Raw genomic sequence first — 13,468 nt, 5'->3', positions numbered from 1 at the left:
AATACAGGCAGTGATGTTGCGTTCCGCCAGAGACGGCCTGATCCGGTTGCTGTCGTATCCCCTGCCGCCGATGACTTCCTCTGTCCCGTTGGGGAGATCCGCCAGCAGCACGTCTGCGCCTTTGAAGTCACTGACCTGACCTGCTGTCAGATGAAGGCGGACAGGCCTGCCCTGACTATCGCACACGGCATGCAGCTTTGAGTTCAGGCCGCCTTTTGTCCGTCCGATATGGCGGGGAAAAGCCTCTTTTTGAGCAGGGAGGCCGCTGTCCGGTGAGCCTTGAGACGTGTCACGTCAATCATCAGACGCTTCGACCGGCCAGCCTGCTCTGTCAGGGCGACAAAGATCCGGTCAAAGACGCCCAGACGGCTCTATCGGACGAAGCGGTTATACAAGGTCTTGTGCGAACCATAGGCTTTCGGGGCGTCTTTCCACTGAAGGCCGTTGCGGATCACATAAACAATCCCGCTCAGGGCCCGTCGGTCGTCCACGCGTGGCGCCCCATGCGCCAGCGGAAAATGCGGCCTGATCTTCTCCATCTGGCTCTCAGACAGTAAAAACATGTTACTCACAGGCTCAATCTCCTTCGTTAAGCCTGTGAATCACAACGCCACGCTCAGTTCAACGAATTAACAGGTTCTTAGCCTAGAACGCTTCTTATCATTGGGTCACAAATCTGGCACGACGCGCGGCATTTATCTCCATTAAACGACGATTAAATCGCAGTCCGGAGCTCTCCAGAGACAACCTGCGCTCTGAATCCAATTTGGCTCGTCGACCTAGCAACTTTGCATCCTCGGGACGCTCATATAAGCGGCGCATTAATGTCGCAGCATGCTCTACAGATGGATTTGCCCAATAATAAGAAGCACTATAGGGAGGGATTTCGGTCCCGAGTGAAACCAGTTCATAGTCAACTAATAAACTATTTTCATGGTCCATAAAATCCATATTTCCAGAATATCCCGTGGCTATGACGGGCTTTCCCAATAACATGGCCTCTGCCATCGTAAGTCCCAAGCCCTCACTTCGGTGTAGAGAAACATAACTGTCACATGCCGCCATGAGAGCCAAATTTTCGTCCGGTGTCATCGTTTTATCAATAACAACTATATTTGAACCACGAGAAAGTTGTCGTAATTCGGCCACTTGTGTATCGAATCGACCAAAAGAGGTGGTCTTGATTACCAAATCTACAGGCTCGTGCACCTGAAACGCTGCTTGAAACGCTTTGATAAGTCCTATTGGATTTTTTCGCTCCATGATACTTCCCATGTGGAACGAAAACAGAAAGCAGAAGCGGTCGCCCTCTTCTCCTTTTAACCCAAATACAGACCTCGATCGTCTAGTAAATTTTCCAATTCGAACACCAGGAAAAAGTGTCTTGACGGGCACATTGAGCTTTTTACGCAAGCCAGACGCCACAAACTCTGTTGCCGTCCATACCTCATCAACTTTTTGAGCGGTCGTGGCCCAATAATCTGGAATCTGATCAAACTCCCAATACCAATATGCAACCTTATATGCACCAGGGAACTTCTGAGCCAAATCAGCCCGCTGATACGCGTCATTAAAAAACGGTTCAGGCTGTGTGTGTATAATAGTCACATCATGTGACTCAAGACCACCAAACATCCTGTGGTGAGGATCATCGCCAGCATCTGTACGAACATCCCGCCTCGATACCGAGCCGCCGACGATCTCAATCGAATCGGCGATGGCTTCTGCTGACACGCGAAGGCCCGAAGGGTAACAAAAGTGCCCAATTACGCTTGCACCTATTTGAATCAGATCCTTTTCAATTCCGACTTTCATCCATTCGATGCACTGAGCACACACATCCTCAGGTAAACGCGCGTCATCTGAAACTAGCCAGCGTAAGAATTGCAGGCAATTAACTTCAGAGCTGAATGCATTAGGATGCTTAGATCTCCACTCGGGAAAAGCAGCATACGCGAGCCTAATTTGTTCAGATGGTTTTAGCCCGGACGACCAACCATCAGGATGTAACCAGACGGTGTCACTCGGAATCCCATAAGATTCCGAAATCCAGGACGCGAGCTTCTGACATCCAAAAATTGTTAACCCGGCCGGGTGGGCATCTTGCCACGCCGGCGTAAAGCGGTAGGTTTCAACCAACATAGAAGAAGGGTTTTCTGAAATAAGAATAAGTGTCCACCAGACTTCTTCTCTTTCCAAAGCCCCCTCGTGCCTGTGACGCAACAACCATGAGCTGAAGCCACGACGCCCTGCTGGAAGAAGTCCAAGCGGAAATGCTTTTCTTAAATCCTCACGCCAGTAGTACAGTTGCAGGACACGTGACGACAAATCCTTCGCGAAGCAGTCAGCTATAAACCCTTGAGATTCAATCGAAAGCCCAAGCGCCCTCCCCTCCTTGCCAGTTATCCATCGAGCAAAAGGCCCTTCAATTCCGTCAGAAAGCGCTCGTGGGAAGCGCATCCGAATATCCGCACGTGTACGCAGCAAATCGATAACCCAGCGTGCTGCGGACATCACGTCGCCAATTAAGGCCGCTGGAGAGGGGTGCCAGAGGATAATATCCCTAGGCAAACCAGCCGCAGCCCCAACCTGACCATCGTCAGACAGGTCAAGCGGCGCTTCACGTCCTCCAGTCGCAGAAATAAATCTGTCCATATCGAGGCGAAGCTGCTCTCTCAGGTCCGGTTCACCTGCGCCGCGTAAGCGAGGAACGGGACTCAGAGCACTCAACCCGGGATGTAGATAAGGATCTTCGACGTAACCGAGTCTGTATACATCGTTGGCCGCACGCGCCATATCCTCCGCCGGATTTGAGCGACCTCGCGACATTCCTTCGTGATGGATTAGGGTAGCGAAAGGCGTATACGCAGTTCTCCAACCAGCGCGACCTGCCCTTAAAGACAGCGCCACATCACTATTTGCAATGCGGTAGGCTTCGTCAAATCCGTCGACCAGATCAAACACGTGGCGCCTTACCATCTGGCACGCGCCCATCACCGCGAGCCAATTTCTAGTGTGATTGGGAGAACCAAAAACTCCCCATTCCTGCTCCACTCCTCTGTGAAACATCAGCCCATAAAGGTGAATGCCCAGAGAGACTCCAGCATGTTGCAGCTCTCCAGTAGGATAGCGTAGCCGCGTACCAACCACACCTACACCAGGTATCATAGCTACCCGAACAAGCTCGTGTAACCAATTTTCATCTACCACTTCAATGTCGTTGTTTAGAAATAGAAGAAAATCACCGCGCGCTATCGAAGCACCCTTGTTGCACGATCTCGAATAATTAAATGGGCCATCCGCACGCAACACCCGAACATTGTCCCGCTCTTCCAGTTGGCGGTACAGATCCCAAATTTGCTGATCATTCGAATTATTCTCGACTATAATTATCTCGTAGTTTTTATATGTAGTCGAATATAAAATCCCTGACATACACATACTGAGGAGATCAACACTATTTCTATTTGGAATTATGATCGAAACGAAGGGTGGATTCTCGATGCTCCAATCTGATCGCTGTGTTCCATCCGGCTGAGTTGCGATTTTGGCATTTGCAATACCCTCCTCTCGCCAATATTCCTGCAGCACAAACCGGTGCTCTGCTGCATCGGAACTATTGGGATCTGGACGATCCCTATTATCTCCTGCCCGGCAATGACAAAGAATCCGTGGAATTCGCACGATAGTCTGAGGGTTGCGACCAGCTATCGACGCCGCGCGCAAATTTAGTCCCCACTCAGATCCAGAAGCGTGTCCTTCTATAAAACCTCCCGACTTTTTTGCTAAATTTGTCGAAATAAATGTTAAGCGGCCGAAGTAATTATAAGCTTGAAGCATCTCGGGAGACCACGAAGGTTTCAAGCGCGGCGACAACCTTTCTCCGTTTGCATCGATTTGGTCCTCATCACAATAGAAGATTTTTGCTTCAGGATTATGAGTCAAATTTCTTTGCAATACTTCCAGCGTATCTTCTGCCAAGATATCTCCCGAATCGACAACTGATATCCACTCGCCGTCCGCCGCGTTCAACAGTTTTTGTAACTTTCCGCCACGGTCTAATGGACGATCAAATCGAATCTGTATTACACGATCAAGTATCGACGCGAGGTCCTCGGGTAAGGAGATCGATTCTCCCGCCATTACGCCTATTACGACCCGCCATTCATAACGCTGTTGGGCTGCAAGTGAACGCAACGTATCAGTAAGAGAAGAGACACCAGCAAATTCTGGAACAAGAAAGCAGAATCGAGCAATTGTCACAGCTCTTTCGTTTTCAACAATAAAGGGCCTCTCATAAAGAGTAATCCACTCTGCATATGCACTACCAACACGCGGAGCCGCAAACGCATTTGCTACGTTGGGAGTAGACGGTAACGGTGATTCTGTCCGCGCGAGGAGGTCTTGCCGAACCCGGAGGCGACGTGTGATATTCCACGGAGTCACTGACCACCAGATAGCCTTTAGCGCCCGTCGACCATGCCATCTTAGCGTCTTCGGGGCCTTGCTCATTGTCCAGCGCACAGGCCAAGTGGCTTTCCACGCAGTCGAGGCGAGCACCGTGTCTCTTTGAACTACCGTTTGCGCCAACTCGCCGCGCAATCTATTCGCTTCGTCCAATGTTTCGTTCAAGCGAATTAAATTGGCGCTCTCCTGTACAAAGGCGGATGCCAATTCCAGCTGCAGAGTCTTCACTTGCTCGTTGACTTGATTAGGACTGCGGAGCGCCGCGATTTCAATCCGTAAAGACGTTGAAATTTGATCTGCTTTAGCGACATCCCGCATAGCCGCGACTGCCTCAAGTTCAGCCTGGTTTGCTGCGATTTGTAACTTATTAAGTTTTTCTTCTGTTTTTAAAACAATACCTTCACTTTGTATAGATTTATTTTGTTCGACAACAATTTGTTCAGCCAGACGTGCGAGCTCGGCTTTTGTGGAATGGACATCTGATTCTATGTTGCGTATGTGGACATCTCTAACGCGGACCCCTTCTCGAAGCTGATTTGCTTCAGCCTCAAGTTGCCATCGCTCACCAAGCCGACTGAAGTGAGAACGTAGCCGAGACACTTCCGTTCCTGATAATGAAGTAAGCGCTCGTAGCCCATCGGACATATCATCGCCAACGCACAGAACGCCTAACCCATGGCTATGAAAAAATTCAAACGACGGGTATTGCTTTGTCAGTTCACGCCATAGACGCCAAACGCCAAAATCATCTTTTCGTTCGCTGGTATCGTGAAAAAGCACAACTGCTCGCGACGTTAGTTTCGGCTTCCACGATTCAAAGTCTTTCTTGACGGCCTCATACGTGTGAAGGCCATCTATGTGCAACAAATCCACTGTTTCATTATCAAATTTACTCAACGCTTCATCAAATGTACACCGAAGCAACTTTGAGAAATGCTCAAAGTTATTTTCGTTGTATTTATTTAGATTCTCATAAACATCAGAATCATAGTATCCAGCGTGTTCGTCGCCCTTCCACGTGTCAACTGCAAAGCATCTTGTCGCTAACCGCTCGCTTTCAACTGCAAGACAGAACGCTGAATATGAAATTCCCGCATGCGTTCCCAACTCTACAAGTATGTTAGGCCTTAATGAATGTATTAGCCAATGCGCGAATGGGATGTGGCCGAACCATGCACTTCCGTGATCCAGACGGTCTCCACGTCTAAACGCTACGTCCAGTTTGTCACTCGCCAAGAGATTGATTGCAACAGTGTCCGCAGGATCAACTTCATGCCTGTTATCGAAAATATTCACTACCGAGCCCTACTACAATTTTTAGACCTTGAGCTCGCCAAGAGAGACGGCTTCATCGTCACTTTTAGGCGGTTCAATCCGCAGACACCAGAGGTCCTCAGGTTTTTTCTATAGTATACCTATTCCAATGTAGCGTAGTTCTATTTTCGGCCTACCCAAAAGACAGAGAAAGATAAACATTTACAGCGTGACGAGATGTGGAAATATTTATTCGGACCGTTTATTGGGTTTAAATGAACTATAGTTGGCTGTTGTTATGCCGGCATTATATCTCCTATTCACCTCCCTCCATTCCACTACGGACGTTCCGCCCCCCCCTAAAAGCGGCCGGTCCCCTCAACCAGAATGGAGCAGACAAGAGAAAAGCGCCCCAATAGCGGAAAACGCGATCATTACTGGCCAGACATTTTGTCCGATAGCCTCTATGCCTGTCCATACATTGTAGGCAGTTCCCAGCGGTAGTGTTCACATAGACCAAGACAGCAGTCCTGCGCTCATAGCCATGCCGACGATGGTGGTCATGCTTGCCCACAACCGGTAACATCCAAGCGACTGCTTCATTGCGGGCGCCCAGACGACTTCTAAGACAGTAGCGAATCGGGTCAATGGAGACCTCCTTGCCACACATGCGTTCGCGCGGCGTCGGGAAAGAACACTTTGACAGATCTCACCCTGCCTGTAAGGCCGCATTCCCGTCATCGAGCTGCCTGCGCGCGAAGGCCCACTCCGCATCGGTCGGGGCTCGACCCTCTTTCAGAGGCTTGAGCAGGGCGACGATGTCCTCGACGACGACGGGCGTGATCTGCACAAGCCCTTCAACGGCGGCCACGGCGATCGAGACGTATTCCTGATTCATGTTAATTTTTCCCTGTTACAATGAGGCCGGGAAAACGAAACTCCTGCGAGCCGTTTTCCCGGTAAACGAAAGGGCCTGAGCCCGTTGCGCCGATCAGCTCGCCGGCAGAAGAGCGCGGGCGGCCTGCAGCGCATCCTGCGCAGCCTCGATCGCCGCCTGATCCAGCGGATCTCCTGCGCGCGCCGCGTCGACGAGCGGGCCGATCTGGTCATGCGCCGTCTGAAACGCAGGCTTCATCTTCGCCTTGGCCGCAGGATCAGCAGCCGGATTCCGCTCATAGGCCGCAGCCACCTGAGCCGCCGCCGCGTAGGAAAGATCCAGCGCAAAGACGGCCTGCTGTCGCTGAACGACCTGATCGGCCGAACTGTCGCACGCCGTCAGCGATACAGCCGACAGCCCGATCACCAGGGCAGCGACCGGCGCCACCCCGGAGACGCGCGCCGCCGTGGACGTCTCGGCCTGCACGCTCGCCGCGGCGACGCCGGCGAGAAGAGCCCCGGCCGGAACCGCGTCGGCGATGATCTTCACCGCGGCCGGGCCGATATCCTTATGTGTGGCGACAGCGTGGACGGCGGCCGCCATATCGTTGCGCTGGGCCAGAATACGCCCGACCACGGCGCTGTTGTCGCTGGCGAGCAGCGGCAGCGCCGCCGTCAGCAGCGCGCAGGCGACGCCTTCGGGCAGCACGCCAAACCAGAGCGCGACCAGCGTGCCGAGGATGTCCGCCAGGGCGAACAGGGACGTTGGCTGGCGCAGATACGCGCCGACCTTCTCGAAATTCATGAGAGTGCTTTCACGCGGCCAGATGGCTGCGAGTGTGAGGGAGTGTTCCACAGCGCCAGTTCGGCGCGTCTGCGGTTGGTGAGGCCGTTTGATTCGACGAGACGGCCGTCGATCCGGACATGGTTCCAGCGCGCAAGCTCGGCGCCAGCCGCGACGTAGGCGCGCTGGTTCAGCAGCCGGAGCAGCGTCGATCCGGCGAGGGCGCTGGTCCCGAGGTTGTAGGAAAAGTCGATCAGGGCCGCTTCCTGCCCGGCGGTCAGTGGCGCCGTGACCAGCTGACGAACCCTGCCCTGCACGACGGCGAGGCGGTCCGTCAGCAGCGCATCGGCCTCTGCCGCGCTGATCGATTGCGTCGTGCGGGAGACGGCGGGCCCGTCGGCCAATGCGCGACTGCCGTAGCCGATGGTCCAGTAGCCGGCCTGATCCTGATAGGGACGCAGGCGCAGCCCTTCAAAACGGCGCGCGAGATCGGCCGCGAGTTGCAGCGGGTCATTCATCTGATGCTCCGGGCATAAAAAAAGCCGCCCAGAGGGCGGCTGTGTGTGGGAGGCGACTGGCGTTTACGCACGTGCGCGTGCAGGGTTGACGCCCGCCCGACTACATCGTTAATAAATCGTCAATTCAAAAAGACGCCAATAACGGAAAGGGCGGACGATGCCATTACACTCCACCGATCCCGACTACCTGCTTCGCATTATAGAAGACGGATGGATGCCTTCTGATGCAGATCGATTGCGCGCGAACGTGGCAAAGAATTACCAATTTCATGCAGACGAGAGGCGCATGGAAACCGCCGAGAAATGGCTCTCGGTATATCGTGCACTTACTTGATCCTTTGTTTTGACAGGCGTCGGCCGCATCAGGGCGTTGCGGCGCTGCGTTCATTAACGGTGTGGACGTAGAATTTTCCATCAGCCCGTGTCACCGCCCGTGCTGCAGAGCGTTGACGATGCCGCTTCCGATGGCGGAGCCGAGGAACAGCGGCGCGCGAGATCGGCCGCGAGTTGCAGCGGGTCATTCATCTGATGCTCCGGGCACAAAAAAAGCCGCCCAAAGGGCGGCTGACTAATGCATCGACATTCAGGCGATACATCGGAGAACTATAAAACCTCCTTTGGCACCTGCCAGGAAGTCGACGTCACGCGACTCCCCTCGGATGCCAGACGCTCTTTATTTATGCACTTCTGCGTTCAAGGCTAACTACGTCAGTGAACGCCAGATAGGGGCCAGCGGCCATCACCTCTACGGAAAGAATAAAGGGAGCACTGGAAAGGTGGGAAGCGACAGACACATTTCCTGCTCCGGCCGTCCAGCGACCTCGTCCCCCTTCCAGTCCGTGCCAGCCGTCCAGAAGCGGGGTCTCAAGGTGCTGATCGATGACCTCAACCTTATCAGCGTACGATTTCATAATATTGCCGACCAGAACGCCCAACTCACGCCTGTCATCGACGAAGGGGCCGATCGCATCGCTCGGGCGGCTTGTGCGTGACATGATTCTTACGGCGTTCACTCCAGACGGGATCATGAAAGAGTAATGCTCGCCAACCCGCCTTAGAGGCCTCAGAATCCGTCCTCTGTCGGTCATAAGGCGGACGTCAGGATCGCTCTCCAAAAATACTTCGTTTTCGATCGGGTTTTCCGCCACAACAGGCGCGCGAGCGTCGAGCGCACGATAAATCGGCTCGACAACCGCGCGTTCCACACCCAACGGCGCAGCAGCATCGAGTTCCCAGGAGCGGGTGCGACCGGCCATTGTCGAGACTTTTCCATGCTGCCGAAAGAGATGTCGGTTGTCGGTGTCCAGATACGTCTCCGTCAGCATACCGTCGGACCAGATGACCGCGTGCGGCTCCGTCTCGATGTGATAATACGTATAGTTTTCAATGCTCGTATCGTAAAAAATGCTTTTTCCATTAACCAGCATTCTGACTGGAACAAACTTTCCTTCGAAGAAAAGACAATGCTCCGCCGTGACCAGCATATCTTTATAAGGAACACCCTGCGAGATCGCGCTCTTCAGAACGCGCACGGGGTATCCAGCTTCATCTTTCCGAAGAGTGCCGTTTACAGAAACGCTTTTACTGCCGACCCATGTAACGCCAGACGTTCTTTCCAGACCGCTGCGCCAGTCGAATGTGGTGACGATGTCTCCGATACGGACGTCCTCTACAGGCACGTCGCCAGACGGCGTACGGATCATCGATCCGGGAAGAAAGCAGGCTCCCACGTAAGTGTTATTACTTGAATAAGTAATTTTTAGAGGATTGCTTGTGCTTCCGTTAATATAATACGTGTTATTTGTCAGCGTAACACCACTGGCGAGCGTCGCGCTGTATGATGCTATTTCAGTTCCGGACGAACCGTAGAGCGTTATCGTTTTTACCGTCGATGACCCAGTTATTGTGTAGTACGATACTGTCGCAACGGTATTTTCCAACTCAATAGTGTCTTTTGACGGGTCATAACCCGTTATAGTGGTGCTCGACAGGTTCAGCAGCGACGCCCCTGCGTTCAGGATGAAAGTGCCGCCGCCTGTTCCGAAGTGAATCGTTGTCCCGGAAAGCGCTGTGATCAAAGACGTGCCACCAGAGAACGTGCCGCCATTCGTAATATTGACAGTCGTGCCGGAAAGGGCATTAGCCAGCAATCCATTGTTGAGAGTCGCCGTGCCTCCGTCGACATCGATGACGAGCCCGCTGAGCGCGGTCAACAGCGTTGAAATCGTCGCTGTCCCACCCACGTAGATCGTCGTCGGATAGAGCGCCCCCAGAGAGACAAGAATGTCCACATCAGACGTCACGCCCGCCGGCACGATGTAAGTCGCGCCTACAAGCAAGTTTGCAATGCTGATTGCGCTGTCGGTGGATGAGGCCACGTAGCCGGTCTGAAGAACGCCCAGGACACCGGGATAGAGCGTCCCAGTGTAAGCCGTAGTTCCGTCCGGGTCAGTGATCGTGACATTCCATGACGTTAAAACCCCAAGTGTATAGTTTGATGTTACAACGTATTTTACACCACTGCTGGTTGTTGTTGTCGTCGTAGCCATAGCAATACCCTCTTGAAGAGAAATCTCTGAATTCGGCTTCAGATGAACGCCGGCAGCGCCATAGAAATTAGTCTTTTCCAAACAGTTTCATTTCGAAAGAGTTTTTATACTTGGATGTGTTGCTGTAAATTTTTTCAGATATATTTAATAAATCACCTGTGCTGTTTTTTGATTTATACGCTAAAAAAATACTAAATTACAATTATTCTACAGAATAAACGATTGATATCATTGATAAATTTAATTTTCTTCTAAAATCGATACTAGCGCCGCCCCAATTTCGACAGAAAATAGGAATAACCAGAGTTCCATTGATTTATAAATGTTCACGGATTTGTGATATCGTTTACGCCACTCCATATCGTCTCGATCAATATTTAATTATCGTTTCCTTTATAACACATAAAGCAAATAACAATCACCGCCCGTGCTGCAGAGCGTTGACGATTCCGCTTCCGATGGCGGAGCCGAGGATCAGCAGCGCCCCGTTCATGGCGGCGCGCCTGCTCTCGGCTGTATTGAGCTTGCGCAGTTCGCTCCAGATCCTGCCCAGCTGCACGTCGGTTTCGTCCTTGAGTCTGGCGATGTCCTCTTTCGTCGCGACGTTATCCGGCATCGCTGCCCCCCGCTGGCGACGCAGGCAGCGTCGTGCTGGCCGTATCCGACCCGTCGACGATCGCTTTCAGCGCTTTCTGATACGAGATCCACGCGCCCGGAACCGCGTCGCCCAGTGACCCGTACTCGGCCCAGACGACATTCTGCGCCGCCGTAAGCGCAAAGCCCGCCCGGATCGCGAGAGGAACCGCCTTCGCCAGCTGCTCTTCGGTCATGGCGACCAGCGCGCCGCCCTGCACGCCCCATCCGCCCGTCAGGCGGCCGTTCCACTGATCCGCCGTCAGCGGAACCAGATCCGCGACCGGCGGCGCGACGGCGGGATCGCTCATGCCCCACGCATCCCACCAGCCCGTCACAGGCGCGGGCTGCGCCGCCAACAGGTCGCACGACGCATAAAACCGGTTCGGATAGACAGTCCGGACGTCGATCTCCGCCATCATAAAACCCCCATGATCAAAAAGGTGATTGTCAATGTCCGCGTGCTGCCGTCCGACCCGAACGCCGTCGCCGTAAAGCCGCTGTTATCCGCTGCGTAGCAGTTGACCCAGCTGCCGGACCCCGCGCCATTGGCGGAATAGGCGACGCCGATCGGCTGCGAGCCTAGCGACGACATCGCGATCGGATAGTTGACGCGCGTTCCCGGTCCAACATTTGCAGACCACATCTGGATGACCTTGTTACCGACCGTCCGGATCACGCTGGCGGTCCCGGTGGCGAAATCGTTGGCGTAGTCGGATTTTGCGACGTAGTTCTGGGCGACGCCGCTCGCCGTGATCAGCCCCAGGCTGTTCACCCACCCCTGCGTCGCGTAATTCGCGGCCGCAATGCCCGCATTCGTCGCGTAACCCTGCGCATTCACCCATGTCTGCGTCGCATAGCCCTGCCCGCGAACCCAGCTGGAGGACACCGCCAGTTGCGAACTGTCTCCCGCATCGGGCACAACTCCGAGCCAGAAGGGCTTAAAAGCGTAAACTGTTGACGCCTGAAACCTGAAAACTTCGAGTTCCTGTGACGCCTCATTTTGCGACAGGATGACGCGCAGCGCCTCATTGCCCCACGCTTCCTGAACATACGTCCCGTCGATACGCCCCACATAGCGAGGCCCGTAGTCAGGCGTCGGAGCGGACGCGAATGTCGACAGAAAGTAAATTGCCGCACTCTGACCGAAGCCCGTTCCAGGAACGGTCGCGTTGAACTGGCTTGCGGTAATCTGGCCCTTGGTAGCCATGCCGGCTGGCAGGTTCAGCCCTCCATCCTCTTCAAGAATAAGAAGGCGCTCGGCCGGGATTTCGCTGTAAACCTCAACCGTTCCGCCGAAATTGAGCGCCGCCGTCGTGTTGGCCGTGTTGCCGAGGATTTTCGTGCGGGCGAGCGTCGCCGGAGATCCCGCCGAGAGCGTGCCGGTTCCCCACTCCGCCTGCGATCCGTCGTCCGCGAAGTAAAAGACCGAACCGCCGGACGGAAACGCCTGCGTAAAACTGCGCCGGTCCGCCTCGGGTCCGTTCAGGGTGAACGTCCCCGTCCCCGGAGACGTCGTCGTCTCCAGAACAAAATTTCCCAATTGTGCAGGCATCAGAGCCGTTCCGTCAGTTCAAGGGTGATGGCGTGCCGGTCGGCCGCGCCAAAGGGATTGGAGATCTCGCCGCCCGACAGGCGTCCGAACAGACCACGTTGCGCAAGCGTGAGCGCATCCGCCGAAGGATCAGGCAGGAACAGGATGTTTCGTCCCGTCGCCGCCACGCGCAGCATCTGCTCGACGACAGTCGCGTCGGCGTCGCCAAGCGACTGATGCGCGATCGTGAGCCTGCGCTGAAACCAGCGCGTCGCCACGAACTCCTGACCGCCCAGCGAGACGACGCTGTCCTGCCCCAGCACGCGATCGGCCGTGCTCTCGCTGCTGAAATTGCGGGCGGGCGACCACAACGGCCCGGCATACGCCAGGGGAATGTCGACCCACGTCCCCGGGTCGGTGCGCGGCCAGACGGTGATCGTGACCGCGTCGCCCGTGACGTCGTTCGGTAATGCCCATACGCATTGGCCGCCCGAGACCGGACAGGCCATGACATAGGTGTCGACGACCGACGTTCCGCCGTTGCTCACCTGAATCCGCCACTGCGCGCCCGTCTCGGGCAGGTTGGTCCGGTGCAGGCTAAACACCCGCCACGTCGCGGCCGCCTGCAGCGTCATCGTAAAACTGGCGCTGTCGCCCGCCTTTTCGATCAGGCTGCGAAACCCGAGGCTCGCGGCGCCATAGGGATTCTGCAGGTTCGTGACAGGCAGAGAGCCTACTGTCGCGTTGCTGGCGACAGGCGTCGCGTCGAGGACGCGATTTCGCCAGCCAAAACCGCAATTTTGCATTGATCACACCAGAATCTGGAATGTGACGACCTGATCGGTCGCCTGTA

10 protein-coding genes and 1 pseudogene are annotated in these 13,468 nt (G+C 54.6%); all 11 read right to left on the bottom strand.

The genetic code is table 11. The features are described 5' to 3' along the window. Nucleotides 1-572, bottom strand: a pseudogene (locus tag G442_RS26395) (IS5 family transposase); the annotation flags it as partial. An 88-nt stretch (nt 573-660) separates the two neighbouring features. After that, nucleotides 661-5,763: a glycosyltransferase gene (locus G442_RS26005; protein WP_084440734.1), complete on the bottom strand. Its 5,103-nt coding sequence runs from the start codon at nt 5,761-5,763 to the stop codon at nt 661-663. Between the two features lie 465 nt (nt 5,764-6,228). After that, nucleotides 6,229-6,369 (bottom strand): SMR family transporter, encoded by a 141-nt coding sequence (locus G442_RS26390; protein ID WP_246789553.1) that lies wholly within the window; start codon nt 6,367-6,369, stop codon nt 6,229-6,231. A gap of 61 nt (nt 6,370-6,430) precedes the next feature. Beyond that, nucleotides 6,431-6,619: a hypothetical protein gene (locus G442_RS0118970; protein WP_035376952.1), complete on the bottom strand. Its 189-nt coding sequence runs from the start codon at nt 6,617-6,619 to the stop codon at nt 6,431-6,433. 93 nt (nt 6,620-6,712) lie between these two features. Then, complete coding sequence (locus G442_RS0118965) at nt 6,713-7,402, bottom strand: hypothetical protein (protein WP_026399204.1); 690 nt, start codon at nt 7,400-7,402, stop codon at nt 6,713-6,715. Continuing rightward, nucleotides 7,399-7,899: a lysozyme gene (locus G442_RS23530; RefSeq protein WP_051292562.1), complete on the bottom strand. Its 501-nt coding sequence runs from the start codon at nt 7,897-7,899 to the stop codon at nt 7,399-7,401. The genes G442_RS0118965 and G442_RS23530 overlap by 4 nt, the downstream gene beginning before the upstream one ends. Before the next feature lie 677 nt (nt 7,900-8,576). Continuing rightward, nucleotides 8,577-10,448 (bottom strand): Hint domain-containing protein, encoded by a 1,872-nt coding sequence (locus tag G442_RS23525; protein ID WP_035376966.1) that lies wholly within the window; start codon nt 10,446-10,448, stop codon nt 8,577-8,579. A 418-nt stretch (nt 10,449-10,866) separates the two neighbouring features. After that, complete coding sequence (locus G442_RS23520; protein ID WP_035376951.1) at nt 10,867-11,064, bottom strand: hypothetical protein; 198 nt, start codon at nt 11,062-11,064, stop codon at nt 10,867-10,869. After that, entirely contained in the window at nt 11,054-11,500 is a 447-nt protein-coding gene (locus G442_RS23515) for a hypothetical protein (RefSeq protein WP_051292560.1), read from the bottom strand. The genes G442_RS23520 and G442_RS23515 overlap by 11 nt, the downstream gene beginning before the upstream one ends. Further along, complete coding sequence (locus tag G442_RS24165) at nt 11,500-12,636, bottom strand: hypothetical protein (protein ID WP_051292559.1); 1,137 nt, start codon at nt 12,634-12,636, stop codon at nt 11,500-11,502. The genes G442_RS23515 and G442_RS24165 overlap by 1 nt, the downstream gene beginning before the upstream one ends. Further along, nucleotides 12,636-13,421: a hypothetical protein gene (locus tag G442_RS0118930; RefSeq protein WP_026399203.1), complete on the bottom strand. Its 786-nt coding sequence runs from the start codon at nt 13,419-13,421 to the stop codon at nt 12,636-12,638. Before G442_RS0118930 ends, G442_RS24165 begins: the two co-directional genes overlap by 1 nt. Between the last annotated feature and the right edge of the window lie 47 nt (nt 13,422-13,468).

The organism is Acetobacter nitrogenifigens DSM 23921 = NBRC 105050 (assembly GCF_000429165.1).
GTDB lineage: Bacteria > Pseudomonadota > Alphaproteobacteria > Acetobacterales > Acetobacteraceae > Acetobacter > Acetobacter nitrogenifigens.
The sequence above is the reverse complement of the archived record's forward strand: the minus strand, read 5'-3'. Positions and strand labels throughout refer to the sequence as shown.

Excerpts from the sequence above, each read along its gene's own strand:
- G442_RS0118970 (WP_035376952.1), bottom strand. The coding sequence starts at position 6,619 with ATGAATCAGGAATACGTCTCGATCGCCGTGGCCGCCGTTGAAGGGCTT.
- G442_RS0118965 (WP_026399204.1), bottom strand. The coding sequence starts at position 7,402 with ATGAATTTCGAGAAGGTCGGCGCGTATCTGCGCCAGCCAACGTCCCTG.
- G442_RS23530 (WP_051292562.1), bottom strand. The coding sequence starts at position 7,899 with ATGAATGACCCGCTGCAACTCGCGGCCGATCTCGCGCGCCGTTTTGAA.
- G442_RS23525 (WP_035376966.1), bottom strand. The coding sequence starts at position 10,448 with ATGGCTACGACGACAACAACAACCAGCAGTGGTGTAAAATACGTTGTA.
- G442_RS23520 (WP_035376951.1), bottom strand. The coding sequence starts at position 11,064 with ATGCCGGATAACGTCGCGACGAAAGAGGACATCGCCAGACTCAAGGAC.
- G442_RS23515 (WP_051292560.1), bottom strand. The coding sequence starts at position 11,500 with ATGGCGGAGATCGACGTCCGGACTGTCTATCCGAACCGGTTTTATGCG.
- G442_RS24165 (WP_051292559.1), bottom strand. The coding sequence starts at position 12,636 with ATGCCTGCACAATTGGGAAATTTTGTTCTGGAGACGACGACGTCTCCG.
- G442_RS0118930 (WP_026399203.1), bottom strand. The coding sequence starts at position 13,421 with ATGCAAAATTGCGGTTTTGGCTGGCGAAATCGCGTCCTCGACGCGACG.